This is a genomic window from Rhodanobacter aciditrophus, assembly GCF_042679525.1.
Lineage (GTDB): Bacteria > Pseudomonadota > Gammaproteobacteria > Pseudomonadales > Marinomonadaceae > Marinomonas > Marinomonas aciditrophus.
Genome location: NZ_JBHTMN010000011.1, coordinates 351,419 through 368,601, shown reverse-complemented (window position 1 = coordinate 368,601; position 17,183 = coordinate 351,419). Strand labels below are relative to the sequence as shown.

The window sequence follows — 17,183 nt, the reverse complement described above, 5'->3', positions numbered from 1 at the left end:
GCCTAGCACTGGCAGAAATATTCGTAGTTACATTCTATATAAAAATTTATAGCGCAGGGTTTGACCTGCCATACAAATTTAGAATGAGTGATATTTACCTTACTTATTACATGGTAATTAGGTAAGGGGAACTCATCCATTTATCAAGCGAACAACGCGAAAACCCCAATTACTTGCACGAAGTGTGGGCTCTGCACGATAGCGAGTAGCGCTACGCCCCACCGCAGGAATGTCGAACCAAGAACCTCCTCGCAGTACGCGTCCGGTGCATTGGTCTGAGAGCCAGACTTGGTTTGTGGTGGGGGCACCTTCGTAGTTAGGGTGATAGCAATCCTCGACCCATTCGGCCACATTACCATGCATATCAAACAAACCGAGTGGGTTGCTGGCTTGAGAGCCAACTGGGCCAGTGGAGACACCGTCCCATTGGCTTCCACAGCTTTCACATACGCTGTAACCTGGGCGTACTTCGTTGCCATACCAGAAGGCAGTATCTGAGTTCGCTCTAGCGGAGTATTCCCACTCTATCTCTGTAGGTAATCGGTATTCACTGCCTGTTTGATCGGATAGCCATGCGGTATAGGCTTTTGCATCGTACCAGCTGACATTTATGACAGGGCGGTTGCCTCGCCCCCAGCCATTGTCAGGAGGTAAAACTCTTCCTGTGGCTTTGGCAAAACGGTCATACTGAGCAAAGGTGACTTCAAATTTACTGAAATAGAATCCCGTCGGAATGTCCACTTCTCGCACAGGGGATTCGTTGTCATCACCAACACCATTAATATCCCCCATTTGAAATTTAGCAGGTTCGAGTTTTTCTACCTTAGGTGCGGTGCCGCCATCTTTTAAAGGCTCTTCCAGTATTTGGGGGAGCGCATCAAAAGATCGAGTAGTCGAAGGTGTGGTATTAGGGGCTTCTGCGACACTTGCCTCCGGTGTTGGCCAAAACATATAAGAACCAAGTGCGACGACCGCTATCGCCGAACCAACGCTAGAGGCCAGTATCTTTGTCGGTAAGCCAAAAGTCCGATGCGGGATAGGGGCAGGAATTCTCGCTTTACGTTCCACATTAGGAGAAGCACTTGCCACAAATAGATCAGCACGCAGCAGGCGCATCACCTCCACTAAAGATTTAGGACGGTGGCGCTCGGCGGGTTTAAGCCATTGTTTAATTTTGCTCCAGGTGGCATCGCTTAGGGATTCAATGCTGGTAGGAAGTTTTGCCATGTTACTGGAATCGAGCCAGGATTCTCCAATTAAGGTCGCTACTAGCAAGCGCATAAACATATAGTTGTCAGATAGAGGTGTACTGCTTGAACGGCGCTTTTTGTACTCTGGAGGAATAAACCTTTCATCCATGTCTGTGGCAGTGATTTTTTCCAACCAATGGTGTGATCCAAACCCCGTCAACACGCCAGCACCATTTACAATATGAACACCGTTAAGGTCCATATGCCCATGAACGAAACCCCGTTCATGCACTTGATCCAAGGCTTTAGCAATCGGATCAAAAATACTCAGCACGGTTTTCAAAGGGGCGCCTTCAGGATATTTGCCTAAATAACTGTACAGCCGTTCACCACCACAGAGTGCAGAACTAGAGAAAACCCATAAATCAGAATAAAAAGGAGGGTAATTAGGCGTGATTGCTGAATGCTTAATCTTGGCGTATTTGCGAGCTAAGCTCAAAAATTCATTAACATCGCCTCTTTCTGGCTGATAAAAGCGCAGCACAAAAGACCGGCCTCCTTGGTCAGCCACCCAGACACTTTTATCTTGGCTAAGGGGATAGTTAAGAACGTAGGGATCAACTTCCACTCCGACATGCTGTCCAATAGCAAGTTTGGTAACGTCGTAATACTGATTCATCGGTTAATTGGCATCCAAATCAATGCGTTGCTTATGCTGATTATGTATCTTATCCAGAGTATAATCCGATTTTTGCGATAAAAAAGGTAGACTTGATGTTAACTGATTACCCTGAATTGGTAGAGTTTTTACCCTGTGAGTCCCCAAAAGAGTGGGTAAACTGGGCATTAGAGAACGAAACCATACTATTAACTGATCATGCTCATTGCGAAAAAAAGGCTGCTTCCACAGCCATGAGTCTTATGTATCGTTATGTGGATAGGGAAAATCTGCTTCATAAGATGTCGCGTCTCGCCCGAGAAGAGCTGCTGCATTTTGAACAAGTCTTAAAAATTATGCGCAATCGTGGCATTCAATATGAGCATATGACTGCCGCTCGATATGCGGATGGTATGCGTAAGCACATCCGTACCCATGAGCCTGCACGCTTGGTGGATACATTGATTATTGGTGCTTTTGTAGAGGCTCGTTCTTGTGAGCGTTTTGCCGTACTCATTCCTCACTTAGATGAGGAATTGGCCAAGTTTTACCATTCATTGTTGAAATCTGAAGCTCGGCATTTTAAAGATTACCTAACCTTAGCGGAAGAGTACGCTGGCCACCCCATTGATGACCGTATTCAGTTTTTCCGTGAGCTGGAACATAAACTGATCACTGAGCCAGATGTTGAGTTCCGAGTACACAGCGGACCACCACAAGCGGCCTAGTAGCCTACTGGTACATTTGTTTACCTTTTAAAACAAACATTTGTGTGATTTCTTCTTCACAAACCCATTTACGGTGCTACACTCGAAAGAACTGCTCTAACAAGAGGAGGGCGTGAAGATGAGCACTCAAATGAATGATTTGCTGCCTGATGTTACCTATTGGCTAACATTGCAGATTGCGAAAAGCGATCCAGGTATTGATCTTGAACAAGTGTACCAAGGAACGGTTGAACTGGATTATCTTTATCAGGTATTGACCAGCAAGGCTCAACAACATTGGTGGACCCGTTACGGCGTTGAACTAAGTCCTGTGACCATCAATAACGCCTTCTTCCGAGCTATCGCCGTACTGCACGATCGCAATCTCGAATACAAGCGATCAAGAGTTCGTACGGAGACGGATTGGGTGCGAGAACTTCTGCATTTATAATGAAAAAGAGCAGCTTTAGCTGCTCTTTTTTTGTCTCAAATTTGCTATTAGTTAAAAGCAAATGTGTGCTCAGTTAACCACTGAGAATAGGGTGTTTGCTCAGCCAAATACTCTGTTGTTTCTATGCAAGATTGAATCAATCGCCCATTGCTTAACTGGGCTAGCCAGATCTTTTTGTCCCAATCCCCAAGTACCAATCTTGGCACGGCTTCATCCTCGTGCAATGCGGGACGATGGGTGTGCCCATGGATCAGTAAGTGAGTGCCCTTAGAGACGGTCTGTACGATGGCCTGTTGATTGACATCCATAATGTCTTGGGATTTATCCGCGGACATGGTTTTAGAGTCGTCTCTAAGCTTCTGTGCTAACGCCACCCTTTGCTCTAAGGGCATGCCCAATACTTGTTGTTGCCAAGCGGGCTGGCGAACCATAGCTCGAAACTCTTGGTACGCTTTGTCATCCACACAGAATTCATCCCCATGGGTTAAGACCAGTTGGGATTCATTATGAGCTAATAGATGTTGCTCGTTTAACTCAATAATGCCGGTACGATCAAACCATTCTTGGCCAACCAAAAAGTCTCTGTTACCAGCAATAAAGTAGGTGGTAATGCCTGCTTCAGTGAGTTGCTTTAACTGATTATCTAGGGTGAGAATCCATTCAGGTTGATAATCATCACCGATATAGGCTTCAAAGAAATCACCTAAAATATAGAGTTCACAGGGCGTATTCTTGGCTAAGATCTCATCTGTTAAACACACAAACGCCCGGATAAGATCCGGGCGTTTGTCACTCAAATGTAGATCTGAGATGAAGAATTGCTGCATGCCTTATTCTTTAACTAGCTCAGCAGATTCGATAACGATGTCTTCTACAGGTACGTCTTGGTGACCTGCTTTGATCGTTGTTGGCGCTTCTTTCATCTTGTTCACAACGTCCATACCAGCGGTTACTTTACCGAATACAGCGTAGCCCCAGCCGTCTGGCGTTTTGCTACGGTGGTTCAAGAAGCTGTTGTCAGCAACGTTGATGAAGAACTGTGCTGAAGCAGAGTGTGGGTCCATAGTACGAGCCATAGCCAAAGTGCCTACTTTGTTTTCTAGGCCGTTGTCCGCTTCGTTTTCAATTGGAGCACGAGTTTCTTTTTGCTTCATGCCTGGCTCAAAGCCACCGCCTTGTACCATGAAACCATTGATAACACGGTGGAAGATAACGCCGTCGTAGTGACCAGAAGTTACATATTCTTCGAAGTTTTTAGCGGATTTAGGGGCTTTTTCGTAATCTAGTTCGATTGTGATATCACCGAAGTTTGTGTGAAAAACGATCATGTAACTTTCCTTTAAAATGGTTTGGTTTAGCTCGATTCTAATCGATACCGAGCATTTTATGTGTTTGTAAACTTAGACGCCACTGCGGATTCTGCAAACAGTATCGAAGTGTCTGCGCTTGGGGAGAATCCACACGTTGCTGATCATTCGGTAAAGCGGCTTGATCCATAGCTTGTAAGTAAAAGTGATCAAACGCTAGATGCTCAAAATCCGATGGTGGTAAATGGGATTGTGGGAATACCAGCTTTAATTCATTTCCTTGGTTAACCACCAAAGGTTTGCTGGTTTTAGGGCTGACACAGATCCAATCGATGCCTTTAGGTAAGGGCAGAGTCCCATTGGTTTCTATGGCTAGGGTGTATCCCCTTTTTTTGGCTTCCAGTATCAAAGCCTCATCCAGCTGTAATGCAGGTTCGCCCCCTGTGAAAACGATGTATTTGTGAGATTTGTTGGTTGGCCATAGGGTATCAAGGTGTTTTAGCAAGTCTGAGGCGGTTTTAAAACGCCCACCATTCTGGCCATCGGTACCCACAAAATCTGTGTCACAAAAGGTGCATTCTGCAGTGCTGCGATGCTGTTCTTTGCCGCTCCATAAGTTGCAGCCAGTAAAGCGGCAAAATAAGGCAGGGCGGCCAGCGTGCGCGCCTTCTCCCTGGAGGGAATAAAACGCTTCTTTAATATTGTACATATCTATTCCTACAATCATCCGAATACAGTCGGAGATAACAGTGAATGTTGCATCAGTCGTCCGCAGATTGCTTGGCAAAAGCCGACGAAATAGGTTTTTAATTAGACTTCGTAAGCCAGTGGGTCTTGGGTGTTTTGTTCTGCAAAGGCTTCAAGGCGCTCATTACAGGCTCCGCATTTACCGCAGGCTTTCTCTCGACCGTTATAACAAGTCCAAGTTTGATTGTAGTCTAAGTTCATCCCTAGACCCGCTGCTAGAATCTCCCCTTTGCTGCTGTTTAAAAACGGCGTAACGATCTCGACCGCTTGATAATTAGCTATTTGCGAGACTGCGTTCATAGCGTGTACGAACTCAGGACGGCAATCTGGGTAAATATGATGATCACCAGCGTGTGCGCCGTAATGCACCTCAGGAGCTTCTAAGGAAACAGCGTAGGCAATGGCCATAGAGAGCAGGACCATATTGCGATTAGGCACCACGGTATTCTTCATGCTTTCTTCTGCGTAATGGCCCTCAGGAATGTCCACGTCACTGGTGAGGGAAGACCCCGCCATAAGCTGGTTGATGGCAGAGATGTCGACGATCTTGTGTGGCACATTTAGAGATTTACACACTTCTGCTGCGACCAAAAGCTCTTTGCTATGACGCTGACCGTAGTTAAACGACAGAGCATAAACCTCTCGACCTTCTGCAATGGCACGGTGCAGTACCGTGTAAGAATCCATGCCGCCTGAATAGACCACGACGGCTTTAATTTTGTTAGACATAAGTTCTCCTCAGATTTGCGGTGGCGGAGTATAGCAAATCGATGGGATTGTGCGTGATTTGTTTAGAGGGGGATTGTTTTTATTTGAGAATGAATTAATATCCGTAACCAGTTACGCATATTCTATTTTATGTTGGAATCATCCCTATGGAACAGTTTGGTGTGCTGTCTTTGGGCAGCCGATTGAAGCGCCTAAGTGATCATTTATATAACGAAGTGCAAAGTGTTTATTTGTCTGAGTCCTTGGTCATCTCCTCTACTTATTTTCCCATTCTTCGACTTTTACAGCAGTGTGGTGAATTGTCGGTAGTGGAGATGGCTGAGCGCCTTGGTTTATCTCATCCCGCCGTAAGTAAGCAAGTTTCTAAGATGATTAAAGAGACATTACTGATCAAACGCAGTGATCCACATGATCAGCGTCGTTCTGTGCTGGCTTTATCTGAGCTGTGTGCTCAGCAAATGGCTTTGGTTGAGCCTGTTTTGGAAGTTATCGGTGATGAGTTAGAAAACTACCTAAATCAAGTTGAGGGAAGTTTTTTAGAGCAGCTAGGACAGTTAGAGAAATCATTATTAAACGCTCCTTATTCTGATCGCGTTGTGCTAAGGCTACACCCAGAAAGACTTAGGTTTGAACCTGTTTCAGAGGCGACCGCGCCAAGTTTTAAGGCTCTTAACCTTGCTTGGCTCACAAAGTTCTTTCCTGACGATATTTACCCCCAGGACATGACAACCCTTAATGATCCAATTGGCAAAATACAACAGTACGGAGGCCAAGCCATCTGCGCTTTGTATAAGGACAAAGTGCTTGGTACCTACATTATGACGCCGTCTGACGTGGGGGAATTGGAGTTGAGTAAGCTGTGTGTTGATCCCGCTTACACTGGGTTAGGTATTGGCGAGCGATTGATGGCTCATGGGTTAGATTACGCAGAAAAGCAGGGGGTTCAGCAGGTAATGCTGGAGTCTCACACATGCTTAACTCCTGCCTTAGGTTTATATCGAAAGCTGGGATTCAGTGTATGTAAGCAAGATAAGCCTTATTCAGTGCCACGTGCCAACATTCGTTTGGTGAAAACGTTGGAGGCTGATTCATGAGAGAAGCATTGAATAATGCGAAACGAGGCGCCGTGGCCTCCATTCCGATGATTGTCGGTGGGCTGCCATTTGGTTTGTTGTTTGGCTCTCTTGCATCGGCAAATGATCTGAGTATTTGGTTTGCTATTGCCATGTCCAGCATTGTTTTCGCTGGGTCTGCCCAGTTTGTTGCGATTGGCCTGATCGCGGCAGGTGCCCCCATTTGGATCATAGTTGTTACGACCTTTGTGGTGAATCTTCGTCATATTCTATATGCCGCAGATATGGTGAGATTTATTAAGCATTTGCCCCTTAAGCTTCGGGCTCTGATGGCGTTTGGCTTGATCGATGAGACCTATGCAGCAGTTCGTCCTATGTATGATCATGGCTCGGCCACCAGAGAAACAGGTCATCAGGTCTACATTGGTTCGTTCGTGAGCTTTTATTTAATGTGGAACGCCAGCACCATCATTGGTGTTCTAGCTGGGGAATATATCCCGGGTATCAGTGAATGGGGATTGGAGTTTGCGATGGTGGCCACTTTTATAGGTATCGTGACTCCTTACTTAACGTCTGTTCCATATTGGGGAGCATTCATTGTGGCGATTGTTGCTTCTGTGGCATTCAGAGATTTGCCTAATAACCTAGGTTTAATGGTTGCGACGCTCTGTGCGGTTTTGACTGGAATGTTATTAGAGAGGGCGAAATTGCGGGAGGTACAGCATGTCCAATCTTAGTTTGGTATTAATTGTATTGGGAATGTTTGTGGTGACCTTTTCCATTCGGTTTGTGCTGTTTGCATCCGCACAAAAGGCGGCTATGCCCTTATGGTTGGAAAGTGGTCTCAAATATGTGCCCGTATCTGTACTGACAGGGATCATTGCGCCTATGTCATTAACGGATAATGTAGGACTCAATATTTCCCTCACAAATCCTTGGTTTGTCGGCGCCTTGGTCTCCTTAGTGGTGGGTGTGTTATTGAAACGTCAGTTACTGACTATCAGTATTGGTGTTGCTGCATTTTTTCTGGCGAAATTACTGGTAAGTCCATAGAAATCTTCTAAGGGCGTACCAATCACTTCTGAAAATCAGATATACTTGATCGTTAATTTTTCTAACCGTTACACGAACACCAATCGGGATTCACATATAACATGTCAGAAGCGTCAAAAACTGGGAACTTCATTACCCAAATCATTGATAAAGATAACGAAACTGGCAAGCACGGCGGCAAGGTGCTGACGCGCTTTCCACCTGAGCCAAATGGTTATCTTCACATCGGTCACGCCAAATCTATTTGCTTAAATTTTGGCATTGCAGAGCGTTACCAAGGGCAATGTAACCTGCGCTTTGATGATACGAACCCTGAAAAGGAAAACGTTGAGTTCATCGACTCGATTAAAAAAGATGTCGAATGGCTTGGTTTTGAGTGGGCGGACCAGCCTAAGTATGCTTCCGATTACTTCGATCAATTGTTTGCCTACGCTTGCAAAATGATTGAAGAGGGCACGGCTTACGTTTGTGAGCTAAATGCAGAACAAATGCGTGAGTACCGTGGCACACTTAAAGAGCCAGGTAAAAACAGCCCTTACCGTGACCGTACACCAGAAGAAAACATGGCGTTGTTTTTAGACATGCGCGATGGCAAGTACGCGGATGGAGAAAAAGTACTGCGCGCCAAGATTGATATGGCGAGCCCTAACATCAACCTGCGCGACCCTATCATCTACCGTATTCGCCATGTACACCATCATCAAACAGGTGATAAGTGGTGTGTATACCCTATGTATGACTTCACCCATTCATTGTCCGATGCCATTGAAGGGGTAACACACTCGATTTGTACTCTTGAGTTCCAAGATCACCGTCCTTTATATGACTGGACTTTGGATACCTTGGGCACATTCCACCCACAGCAGATTGAATTTGCGCGTTTAAATCTGAATTACACAGTAACCAGCAAACGTAAGCTTAAGCAACTTGTTGATGAAGGCCATGTTGAGGCGTGGGATGATCCACGTATGCCAACTATTTCGGGTATGCGTCGTCGAGGCTTTACTCCAGCGGCTATTCGTAATTTCTGTGAGCGTATTGGTGTGACCAAGTCTGACAGTATTGTTGACTTTGGTATGCTGGAACACGCCATCCGTGAAGATTTGGATGCTAAAGCTAACCGTGCTATGGCAGTGCTAAATCCCATTAAGGTGACATTGACCAATTACCCAGAGGATAAAGAAGAAATCTTCACGTTGGGTAATCACCCTAAAAATGAAGAAGCGGGTACCCGTGAGGTGCCTTTCAGTAAATACCTTTACATTGATGCGGCGGACTTCGAAGAAGTGCCACCTCGCAAGTGGAAGCGTTTGAGTTTAGGTACTGCTGTTCGCCTTCGCGGTGGCTATGTTATTACCTGTGATGAAGCCATCAAAGACGCAGATGGTAACGTTGTTGAACTATTGTGTTCCTACGATGAAAACACCTTGGGTGTTAACCCAGAGGGTTATAAGCCTAAAGGCGTGATCCATTGGGTAAGTGCTAAGCATGCAGTGGATGCAAATGTACGTTTGTACGATCGTTTGTTCAGTCACGAAGCGCCTGATGCCAAACACGAGGACAAAACCTTCCTTGATTTCATTAACCCAGAGTCTATGACAGTGGCGTCTAACGCTAAGGTTGAGCCTTCCCTCGCCCAAGCTGAACCCGGAGTGGGTTATCAGTTTGAGCGAGAAGGCTACTTCTGTCGCGACCTAAAAGAAGACGGCATGGTATTTAACCGTACCGTAACACTACGTGATTCTTGGGCGAAAATTGAAGCGAAAAGCTAAAGGCATAGCATGTTAAAACTGTTTAATACTCTGACAGGTAAAAAAGAAGTCTTTAAACCTATCGAGGAAGGGAAAGTAAAAATGTATGTATGTGGCATTACAGTCTATGACTACTGCCACATAGGTCACGCCCGTGCGATGATTTCATTTGATGTGATTACGCGCTTCCTGCGTCACATTGGATACGATCTGACATTTGTGCGTAACATCACAGATGTAGACGATAAGATTATCAAGCGTGCAGAAGAAAACGGTGAAGCTCCCTCAGCATTGACTGAGCGTATGATCGCAGCCATGCATGAAGACGAGCTTGCCCTGGGTAATAAGCTACCTGATCAGGAGCCTAAAGCGACTGAGTTCATGCAACAGATCATTGATATGATTCAAGTGTTGGTGGACAAAGGTTTTGCTTATCAAGGCGAAAGTGGTGATGTTTATTACCGCGCCAGCAAATTTGAAGACTATGGTAAGTTGAATAACCGTAAGTTAGAAGAAATGCTTGCTGGTGCTCGTATTGAAGTAGAAGCCGCTAAAGAGCATCCAGCAGACTTTGTGTTATGGAAACCAGCAAAAGCCGGTGAGGTTTCTTGGGAGTCCCCTTGGGGGAATGGTCGTCCAGGTTGGCACATTGAATGTTCTGCCATGTCAACACACTGCCTAGGTAATCATTTTGACATTCATGGTGGCGGTCCTGATCTTAAGTTTCCTCACCATGAGAATGAAATTGCTCAGTCTGAAGCAGCAACAGGTGAACAGTACGTTAATTACTGGATGCACTGTGGCGCCGTTCGCGTGAATAACGAGAAGATGTCTAAGTCCTTAGGCAACTTCTTTACTATTCGTGAAGTATTGGAAAAATTCAATCCTGAAGTAGTCCGTTACTTGATGGTTTCAAGTCAGTACCGCAGCAGCATTGATTACTCTGATGCTAGCCTGAAGGAAGCTAAGACCGCTCTAGAGCGTCTATATACCGCTTTGCGAGGTCAAGAGGTTGCGGACAGCTACCAAGCAACTGACTACACAGCGCGATTTGAAGAAGCTATGCATGATGACTTCAATACGCCGGTTGCTCTGTCTGTGTTGTTTGAGCTGGTTCGCGAATTGAATAAAGCCCGAGCTGAGGGTGCTGACAACGCTGCCTCATTAGCGGCAGAGCTGAAAGCGCTAGCAGACTTGGTGGGCCTACTGTCTCAAGATCCTGAGTACTTTCTACAAAACAGTACTCTAAGTGATGGTTTGTCGGCTGAGGACATTGAGGCTTATATAGCTGAGCGCGCTCAGGCACGAAAAGATAAGAACTTTGCTCGCAGTGACGAAATTCGTAATTTGCTGGATGAGCAAGGGATTACTTTGCTGGACAGTCGTGAAGGCACAACTTGGACCCGTGGTTAATCCCTAAGGTCCAATAAAAAAGGGAGGCTTGGCCTCCCTTTTTAGTGAGCGTTTCTTATTCCGGTTTATCAGACTTGTGTACGCGAACGGCCAAAACGTCACATGGAGCTCCATGAAGAACGCCATTTGCTGTTGAGCCAAGTAATAGGGCTAACCCATGGCGACCATGACTACCTACGACAATCAGGTCTGAGTTGTTTTCTTCGGCAATGCGATGGATTTCGCTTTCGATTCCGCCTTGGGTGATGATGGTTTCTTGTACAGGAATGTCTAATTGGTCAGCTAAAACAGACATGCGTTCTTTCGCTGTGGTTTCTAGCTGTTCTTGAATATCGCTAACATCGATGGGCACATCGCCACCGTAGGCGTAGTTAAGGGATTCTATGACATGGACAATAGTTAGGTTGCCACCAAAGGCTTTGCAAATTGCTGCAGCTTTATTGGCTACCAAGATGCTGTAATCAGTTAAATCAACAGCTAAAACAATATGTTGGTATGACATGGGATACCTCCACTTCAGGGTTCCATTTATTTATATTAATACACCAAGAGTAAAACAATGACAGCGCTAATTGTAGTTTTTATTGTGGTTTCCTTGATGGGATCGGCCTTGTGGGTCATGCCATCAAAGCGTGAACGGGAGAAAATGGAGCTTCGCATGCTGGCTCGAAAATTGGGGATCACTGTTAAGTTAACCTCTGTTAATTTGCCCGATAAATGGGACAAGGTAACAGAGCCCAAAAAAGTCTGTGCGTACCATCTGTACCGCGAAAAACCCCTTAAAGAGTTCACTGAAATTAACATATACCCTTACGAAGTATGGAAACACCCAGAATTGTGTAAAGGTTGGGTTAGTAGCAAAACTATTGATCTAAGTAGGGAAGTACAAGCAAAGCTGGAGAAACACCATGGTGTATGGGTTGCCCTAGAGGTAACTTCAGATCGTGTTAGCTTATTTTGGAATGAAAAAGGTGATGCAAGCGCCGTTCATGACGCTTGCGAGGTCATGGCTGATCTTTTAGCTCTTCGCTAATGGCTGCAGCGACAGCGTCAGGGGTCTTTGCCTCCAGCATCAGGTCGGCAAGGGCTTCTTCAGGGTTTTCAGACTCCTGAATGGCCGCTATCTGAGGGGCAATGATTTCCTTGATGCGCATGTCCACGTATTTTTCGAGCTCTTTTTTTTCAGGGCGGTCGATGTTGTTGGATTTCAAGTGCGAATTAATGACACCAAATAAAGTGGATGCCACACGTGTTTGGCCACTATGAAAGTGTTTGTTGGCTTGCACTAGTTGTCGATTTAGCTGAATCCAAAGGTTTAGCCAGCGTAAATAGGTGTAGCAAAGCTTGTAATGGGTGTTGCTAATTCGTCCTTTGCGACGCAAGTAGAGCAGCATTTTTGCCGCTTTGGTTAGGCGTTCCTTGTATTTGGTCTTTTCGGGAAAGCTCATTTCCCCTGGTTCTAAATTTAAGGGAGCGGGCTCTTGTTCTCGATCTTGCTCTGCTCTAGCAATTCGAGCTTCGACTTTTTCAGGGTCGTCAGTGTAAGACAATAGCTCTCGTAGGTTTTCTAAATAAAAATCGTAAAATGCGTCACTAACAATAGTGTCGGTGTGAAGGTCTTTTAGGCCAATAATGTGTTGCTCCATTCGATCAGCACGATTTTGTAACTGAAGGAATTTAAAACGTCTTTCTTTTATTTCACGTTCTTTTTGATGGGCGCGTGAGCCGATCACTACTGAAGCCAGTACGATTATGAAAAGAATGACTATAGTTAGTATCTGTAACGTGGCCATGATTGTCCTTTGTATGTGATTTCAGTATGTTAAAGGGCAAATACATGGCTCGGCAATAGGAATGTTGCGAATCTGCTTAGGGATAGCTTGTCATATATATGTGGTTTGCTTAATATCTGCGCCCCATACAACACTCTTATTCTCAAGCTCATCAAAAATTAAGTATTAAGGCTCAAACAACTCAATGGCTAAATCTCTGGTAATCGTGGAATCGCCAGCCAAGGCGAAAACTATTAACAAATATCTCGGTAACGACTATGTCGTAAAATCGAGTGTTGGTCATATCCGAGATCTGCCGACTGGCACCACATCGACGACGACACCAAAGGAACGTGCGCAGCAGGCGGCTTTAACTCGTAAGATGAGCCCAGAAGAGAAGGCTGAATACAAGCGTACTAAGTCCCGCAAGCAGCTTATTAATAGAATGGGCGTGGATCCAGAAAATAATTGGAGCGCCCATTACGAAATCTTGCCCGGTAAAGAAAAGGTGGTAGATGAATTAAAGCGCCTTGCTAAGAATGCCGACACCATCTATCTCGCAACCGATTTGGATAGAGAGGGAGAGGCCATCGCTTGGCATCTTCGTGAAGCCATTGGTGGGGACGACTCACGCTATAAGCGCGTGGTGTTTAATGAAATCACCAAGAATGCCATCAAGTCTGCCTTTGATACGCCTTCAGAATTAGACATGGCTCGGGTCAATGCCCAGCAGGCACGTCGTTTCTTGGATCGGGTTGTTGGCTTTATGGTGTCACCTTTGCTTTGGGCAAAGGTTGCTCGAGGCTTATCTGCAGGCCGAGTTCAATCCGTAGCGGTTCGCCTTATTGTTGAGCGTGAAAAAGAAATTCGTGCCTTTATCCCAGACGAATTTTGGGAATTGGATGCCAATTTAGCGACTCAGGACAAGACTAATATCACCTTTGCTACGGTTAAGTACCAAGGTAATGAGTACCGACCGACCTCTAAAGCAGAGTCCGATGAGCATGTTAAACGTATCGAGTCACACCCCTTTAAGGTAATAAACCGAGAAGATAAGCCTACTCGCTCTAAACCTTCTGCACCTTTTATTACATCTACTTTGCAACAGGCCGCAAGTACTCGTTTAGGTTTCGGTGTGAAAAAGACCATGATGCTTGCCCAGCGCTTATATGAGGCGGGTTACATTACCTATATGCGTACCGACTCTACTAACTTGAGCCAAGAAGCCGTTGAGTCTGTTCGAGAGTACATTCAGAGCAACTTTGGGGATGCCTACCTACCCAAGGAGCCGTTACGTTATTCAAGTAAAGAGGGCGCTCAGGAAGCCCACGAAGCAATTCGTCCCTCTGATGTCACAGTTACGCAAAATGTACTACAGGGCATGGACAAAGATGCCCATCGTCTTTATGACCTCATCCGCGCGCAATTCATGGCCTGTCAAATGACGCCAGCCGAATACACTTCAACAACAGTGTTTGTGGCTGCGGGCGATTATGAACTTCGTGCCAAAGGCCGAATTTTGCGTTTTGATGGTTACACTCGCGTGATGAGTGCATTGGGTAAAAAATCCGAAGACACTATTTTGCCTGATGTACAAACCGGTGACCTGCTTACTCTTAACGAACTTCTTCCGGAGCAGCACTTTACTAAGCCACCTGCTCGATACAGTGAAGCTAGCCTGGTTAAAGAACTTGAAAAGCGTGGTATTGGCCGTCCATCTACTTATGCTTCGATCATTTCTACGATCCAAGACCGTGGTTACGTCCGTGTTGAGAATCGTCGCTTTTACGCGGAAAAGATGGGCGACATTGTCACAGATCGCTTGGTGCAAAGCTTCAGCAGTTTAATGAACTATAGTTTTACCGCTGAGATGGAAGAGCAGCTGGATGACATTGCTGAAGGCGATAAGGACTGGATTAAGACCTTAAATGACTTCTACAGCAGCTTTAGCGACACATTAAATAAGGCAGAAGCTGACGAGGGTGGCATGGCTCCTAATGAGCCGACACCAACGAATATCGAATGCCCGACCTGTGGTCGTCCGATGCAAATTCGAACGGCAAGTACTGGGGTGTTTTTATCCTGTTCTGGCTATGCATTGCCACCAAAAGAGCGCTGTAAAGCGACCATAAACTTGGTGAGTGGTGATGAGGCCGTTGCTGTTGATGACGAAGAAGGCGAATCTAAAGCTCTTATCAATAAGCGTCGTTGCTCTATTTGTGGTTCAGCCATGGATAGCTATTTAGTGGATGAACACCGCAAGCTGCACGTATGTGGTAATAACCCATCCTGCCCTGGTTACGAGGTTGAGGAAGGGGTGTTTAAGCTTAAAGGTTACGATGGCCCGGTTATTGAATGTGATAAGTGTGGCTCTGAAATGCAGCTTAAAACGGGGCGTTTCGGTAAATACTTTGGCTGTACCAATGAGGCTTGTAAAAATACCCGTAAGCTTCTTAAAAATGGCGAAGTGGCACCGCCAAAAATGGACCCTGTGTCTATGCCGGATCTTCCTTGTCAAAAGGTTGAGGATCACTATGTGCTCCGTGACGGAGCAACGGGTCTGTTCTTGGCTGCGAGTCAGTTCCCTCGTAAGCGTGAGACTCGTCCGCCTTTGGTGAAAGAGCTTAAGCCTTACATGGATCAGATTGATCCTAAGTATCATTACTTTGATAAAGCTCCCCTTCAGGATGAAGAGGGAAATCCTACTGTTATTCGTTACAGTCGCAAAACGAAAGAGCAGTACATTATGACTGAAGTAGAAGGCAAGCCTACGGGCTGGAAAGCTTTCTATGTCAATGGTAAATGGGATGTTCAACCAGGGAAGAAAAAATGAGTGGATCCAGCTTAGCAAGTTCAACGAATCAACGTCTTGATGCCGCGAGGCGTCTATTGAGCCAAAGCCAGCAAGGGGAAGACAGTTGGCTTGCTTCTAGCTTTGAAAACTCTGCCTTATTTCAGCTTCGCAGTGCCCTGAATGGCTTACTTCAGGAAATTCAATCTGTGTATAGCTTGAAGGGCGAGTTGTCTGTGACAGCCATGGTCCAGCTTGCGGCGACTAAAGGTGTTATCGTGCCAGCTCTACAAGAGCTACAGCTGCTACAAGAAAATCGTCAGTCATGGCTGTCTCAGCTTTACTCTGGCTATGTGGCTGCCCTTGAGTGTACCCCGAATGTGGGTGCCGTATCGGCTAATTCTGGATCTGACCTGATTGGTAAGGGGTCAGACTCTGGTGCAGCGACAAAACACATCCTCAATTCACTGGTGGACATTGTACTGCGGTTTCGTGAAGATTCCGCAGAATATTAAGAATGAAAGATACGTATTTAGAAATTGTTGAATTAGAAAATGGAGACATTGTGCTCCGTCCTGCAAGCGAGGATGAGGACGATAAGACGCCCCTTGCAACCCTTAAAATCTCAGATGACACCAAGGCATTCTTAAAAGATCGTTATTTTGAATTGGCTAAGTGTATGTTCCATGCGGGCATTGACTACGTGTATTCAGAGGATTTCGATTCAGGAGAAGGGCATGATGCCCATGATGAAGAGTTTATGCCTCGTATTCTTCACTGATGTTCTGTGTTGTCTATCTAAAACAAAAATGGTTGCTTAAATAAAGCAACCTTTTTTGCTTTTGGGGACTAGATCCCACGTCGAATAACACCCACTGATAGACCTTCAATGACAAATTCTTCGCTTTCAAGATCAACGACTATGTCATTAAATGCTTCATTTTCGGGCTGAAGTCTGACTTCGCTGCCCTTTTGTTGGAAGCGTTTTACTGTTACTTCGTCACCGATTCGAGCGACAACAATTTGACCATTACGCACAGTGGTGGTTTTGTGCACAGCGAGTAGGTCGCCATCATAAATGCCAACATCTTTCATGCTCATGCCATTTACCGAAAGCAGGTAGTCGGCTTTAGGAGAAAACATGTCGGAGGGGACCTTGATGCGTGAATCAATATTCTCTTGTGCCAGAATAGGGTATCCTGCTGCCACTTGACCAACGATGGGTAGAGTGCCGTCTTCATCGTTTGCACTTTCGGCAGGTTGTTCAATTAAGCGAATGCCACGTGAAGCACCAGATAGCATTTCAATAGCGCCTTTTTTACTTAGGGCTTTTAAATGTTCTTCGGCTGCATTGGGTGACTTAAAGCCAAGTCGTGCTGCGATTTCAGCTCGAGTTGGCGGAAAGCCAGTTTCATTAATGAATTCGCGAATCGTCTCTAGGACATCAGACTGTCTTTTTGTTAATTTAATCATATGGCATCTGTTTGTTTATACAGTTACTGTTATTATATACAGCTAATCATCTATAGCTCAACTAATTA

At 45.5% G+C, this 17,183-nt stretch carries 19 protein-coding genes; 11 read left to right on the top strand and 8 right to left on the bottom strand.

Translation table 11 applies throughout. From position 1 onward, the window contains the following. Positions 1–132 precede the first annotated feature (132 nt). Positions 133–1,869: an SUMF1/EgtB/PvdO family nonheme iron enzyme gene (locus ACFQ45_RS10725; protein ID WP_377367500.1), complete on the bottom strand. Its 1,737-nt coding sequence runs from the start codon at positions 1,867–1,869 to the stop codon at positions 133–135. Between the two features lie 95 nt (positions 1,870–1,964). On the opposite strand from ACFQ45_RS10725, the gene miaE reads away from it, so the two are divergent. Continuing rightward, positions 1,965–2,576, top strand: a complete 612-nt coding sequence (miaE, locus tag ACFQ45_RS10720; RefSeq protein WP_377367498.1) for a tRNA-(ms[2]io[6]A)-hydroxylase — start codon at positions 1,965–1,967, stop codon at positions 2,574–2,576. Positions 2,577–2,694: 118 nt separating this feature from the next. Further along, entirely contained in the window at positions 2,695–3,006 is a 312-nt protein-coding gene (locus ACFQ45_RS10715) for a hypothetical protein (protein ID WP_377367497.1), read from the top strand. A 47-nt stretch (positions 3,007–3,053) separates the two neighbouring features. Here ACFQ45_RS10715 and ACFQ45_RS10710 read toward each other — a convergent pair whose 3' ends face one another. The 4 genes from ACFQ45_RS10710 to queC form a co-directional block, all read right to left on the bottom strand. After that, positions 3,054–3,833, bottom strand: coding sequence for a UDP-2,3-diacylglucosamine diphosphatase (locus ACFQ45_RS10710; RefSeq protein WP_377367495.1), 780 nt, complete (start codon positions 3,831–3,833; stop codon positions 3,054–3,056). A gap of 3 nt (positions 3,834–3,836) precedes the next feature. Continuing rightward, on the bottom strand, positions 3,837–4,334 hold the full coding sequence (locus tag ACFQ45_RS10705; protein ID WP_377367493.1) for a peptidylprolyl isomerase: 498 nt from the start codon (positions 4,332–4,334) through the stop codon (positions 3,837–3,839). Between the two features lie 37 nt (positions 4,335–4,371). Then, positions 4,372–5,022 carry a 7-carboxy-7-deazaguanine synthase gene (gene queE / locus ACFQ45_RS10700; protein ID WP_377367491.1) on the bottom strand — a complete coding sequence of 217 codons (651 nt, stop codon included), beginning with the start codon at positions 5,020–5,022 and terminating at the stop codon, positions 4,372–4,374. A gap of 101 nt (positions 5,023–5,123) precedes the next feature. Beyond that, positions 5,124–5,789 carry a 7-cyano-7-deazaguanine synthase QueC gene (gene queC / locus ACFQ45_RS10695; protein WP_377367489.1) on the bottom strand — a complete coding sequence of 222 codons (666 nt, stop codon included), beginning with the start codon at positions 5,787–5,789 and terminating at the stop codon, positions 5,124–5,126. Positions 5,790–5,935: 146 nt separating this feature from the next. Between queC and ACFQ45_RS10690 the strand changes: the two genes are divergently transcribed. The 5 genes from ACFQ45_RS10690 (at position 5,936) to cysS (ending at position 11,079) form a co-directional block, all read left to right on the top strand. Then, the gene (locus tag ACFQ45_RS10690) at positions 5,936–6,883 is read left to right on the top strand and encodes a GNAT family N-acetyltransferase (protein WP_377367487.1); all 948 of its coding nucleotides are present in this window, start codon (positions 5,936–5,938) and stop codon (positions 6,881–6,883) included. Continuing rightward, complete coding sequence (locus ACFQ45_RS10685) at positions 6,880–7,599, top strand: AzlC family ABC transporter permease (protein WP_377367485.1); 720 nt, start codon at positions 6,880–6,882, stop codon at positions 7,597–7,599. Before ACFQ45_RS10690 ends, ACFQ45_RS10685 begins: the two co-directional genes overlap by 4 nt. Beyond that, on the top strand, positions 7,586–7,915 hold the full coding sequence (locus ACFQ45_RS10680) for an AzlD domain-containing protein (RefSeq protein ID WP_377367484.1): 330 nt from the start codon (positions 7,586–7,588) through the stop codon (positions 7,913–7,915). Before ACFQ45_RS10685 ends, ACFQ45_RS10680 begins: the two co-directional genes overlap by 14 nt. Positions 7,916–8,016: 101 nt before the next feature. Next, positions 8,017–9,687: a glutamine--tRNA ligase/YqeY domain fusion protein gene (locus ACFQ45_RS10675; protein ID WP_377367482.1), complete on the top strand. Its 1,671-nt coding sequence runs from the start codon at positions 8,017–8,019 to the stop codon at positions 9,685–9,687. A gap of 9 nt (positions 9,688–9,696) precedes the next feature. Next, entirely contained in the window at positions 9,697–11,079 is a 1,383-nt protein-coding gene (cysS, locus tag ACFQ45_RS10670; protein WP_377367480.1) for a cysteine--tRNA ligase, read from the top strand. A gap of 55 nt (positions 11,080–11,134) precedes the next feature. Here the strand turns inward: cysS and ACFQ45_RS10665 are convergent, their stop codons facing one another. Beyond that, entirely contained in the window at positions 11,135–11,581 is a 447-nt protein-coding gene (locus tag ACFQ45_RS10665) for a universal stress protein (RefSeq protein WP_377367478.1), read from the bottom strand. 57 nt (positions 11,582–11,638) lie between these two features. On the opposite strand from ACFQ45_RS10665, the gene ACFQ45_RS10660 reads away from it, so the two are divergent. Beyond that, entirely contained in the window at positions 11,639–12,112 is a 474-nt protein-coding gene (locus ACFQ45_RS10660; RefSeq protein WP_377367476.1) for a hypothetical protein, read from the top strand. On the opposite strand, the gene ACFQ45_RS10655 is transcribed toward ACFQ45_RS10660, so the two are convergent. After that, the gene (locus ACFQ45_RS10655; protein ID WP_377367474.1) at positions 12,084–12,872 is read right to left on the bottom strand and encodes a hypothetical protein; all 789 of its coding nucleotides are present in this window, start codon (positions 12,870–12,872) and stop codon (positions 12,084–12,086) included. The two genes, ACFQ45_RS10660 and ACFQ45_RS10655, sit on opposite strands and share 29 nt — an antisense overlap. Before the next feature lie 184 nt (positions 12,873–13,056). Between ACFQ45_RS10655 and topA the strand changes: the two genes are divergently transcribed. Genes topA through ACFQ45_RS10640 form a run of 3 tightly spaced genes read left to right on the top strand, consistent with a single transcriptional unit; the run spans position 13,057 to position 16,423 of the window. Next, positions 13,057–15,684: a type I DNA topoisomerase gene (gene topA / locus ACFQ45_RS10650; protein WP_377367472.1), complete on the top strand. Its 2,628-nt coding sequence runs from the start codon at positions 13,057–13,059 to the stop codon at positions 15,682–15,684. Next, complete coding sequence (locus ACFQ45_RS10645; protein ID WP_377367470.1) at positions 15,681–16,157, top strand: DUF6586 family protein; 477 nt, start codon at positions 15,681–15,683, stop codon at positions 16,155–16,157. The genes topA and ACFQ45_RS10645 overlap by 4 nt, the downstream gene beginning before the upstream one ends. A gap of 2 nt (positions 16,158–16,159) precedes the next feature. Beyond that, positions 16,160–16,423 (top strand): hypothetical protein, encoded by a 264-nt coding sequence (locus ACFQ45_RS10640; RefSeq protein ID WP_377367468.1) that lies wholly within the window; start codon positions 16,160–16,162, stop codon positions 16,421–16,423. A 68-nt stretch (positions 16,424–16,491) separates the two neighbouring features. Here the strand turns inward: ACFQ45_RS10640 and lexA are convergent, their stop codons facing one another. Then, the gene (lexA, locus tag ACFQ45_RS10635; protein ID WP_377367466.1) at positions 16,492–17,115 is read right to left on the bottom strand and encodes a transcriptional repressor LexA; all 624 of its coding nucleotides are present in this window, start codon (positions 17,113–17,115) and stop codon (positions 16,492–16,494) included. Positions 17,116–17,183 lie beyond the last annotated feature (68 nt).

Coding starts and splice junctions, on each gene's coding strand:
- ACFQ45_RS10725 (WP_377367500.1), bottom strand. CDS start 1,869: ATGAATCAGTATTACGACGTTACCAAACTTGCTATTGGACAGCATGTC.
- miaE (WP_377367498.1), top strand. CDS start 1,965: ATGTTAACTGATTACCCTGAATTGGTAGAGTTTTTACCCTGTGAGTCC.
- ACFQ45_RS10715 (WP_377367497.1), top strand. CDS start 2,695: ATGAGCACTCAAATGAATGATTTGCTGCCTGATGTTACCTATTGGCTA.
- ACFQ45_RS10710 (WP_377367495.1), bottom strand. CDS start 3,833: ATGCAGCAATTCTTCATCTCAGATCTACATTTGAGTGACAAACGCCCG.
- ACFQ45_RS10705 (WP_377367493.1), bottom strand. CDS start 4,334: ATGATCGTTTTTCACACAAACTTCGGTGATATCACAATCGAACTAGAT.
- queE (WP_377367491.1), bottom strand. CDS start 5,022: ATGTACAATATTAAAGAAGCGTTTTATTCCCTCCAGGGAGAAGGCGCG.
- queC (WP_377367489.1), bottom strand. CDS start 5,789: ATGTCTAACAAAATTAAAGCCGTCGTGGTCTATTCAGGCGGCATGGAT.
- ACFQ45_RS10690 (WP_377367487.1), top strand. CDS start 5,936: ATGGAACAGTTTGGTGTGCTGTCTTTGGGCAGCCGATTGAAGCGCCTA.
- ACFQ45_RS10685 (WP_377367485.1), top strand. CDS start 6,880: ATGAGAGAAGCATTGAATAATGCGAAACGAGGCGCCGTGGCCTCCATT.
- ACFQ45_RS10680 (WP_377367484.1), top strand. CDS start 7,586: ATGTCCAATCTTAGTTTGGTATTAATTGTATTGGGAATGTTTGTGGTG.
- ACFQ45_RS10675 (WP_377367482.1), top strand. CDS start 8,017: ATGTCAGAAGCGTCAAAAACTGGGAACTTCATTACCCAAATCATTGAT.
- cysS (WP_377367480.1), top strand. CDS start 9,697: ATGTTAAAACTGTTTAATACTCTGACAGGTAAAAAAGAAGTCTTTAAA.
- ACFQ45_RS10665 (WP_377367478.1), bottom strand. CDS start 11,581: ATGTCATACCAACATATTGTTTTAGCTGTTGATTTAACTGATTACAGC.
- ACFQ45_RS10660 (WP_377367476.1), top strand. CDS start 11,639: ATGACAGCGCTAATTGTAGTTTTTATTGTGGTTTCCTTGATGGGATCG.
- ACFQ45_RS10655 (WP_377367474.1), bottom strand. CDS start 12,872: ATGGCCACGTTACAGATACTAACTATAGTCATTCTTTTCATAATCGTA.
- topA (WP_377367472.1), top strand. CDS start 13,057: ATGGCTAAATCTCTGGTAATCGTGGAATCGCCAGCCAAGGCGAAAACT.
- ACFQ45_RS10645 (WP_377367470.1), top strand. CDS start 15,681: ATGAGTGGATCCAGCTTAGCAAGTTCAACGAATCAACGTCTTGATGCC.
- ACFQ45_RS10640 (WP_377367468.1), top strand. CDS start 16,160: ATGAAAGATACGTATTTAGAAATTGTTGAATTAGAAAATGGAGACATT.
- lexA (WP_377367466.1), bottom strand. CDS start 17,115: ATGATTAAATTAACAAAAAGACAGTCTGATGTCCTAGAGACGATTCGC.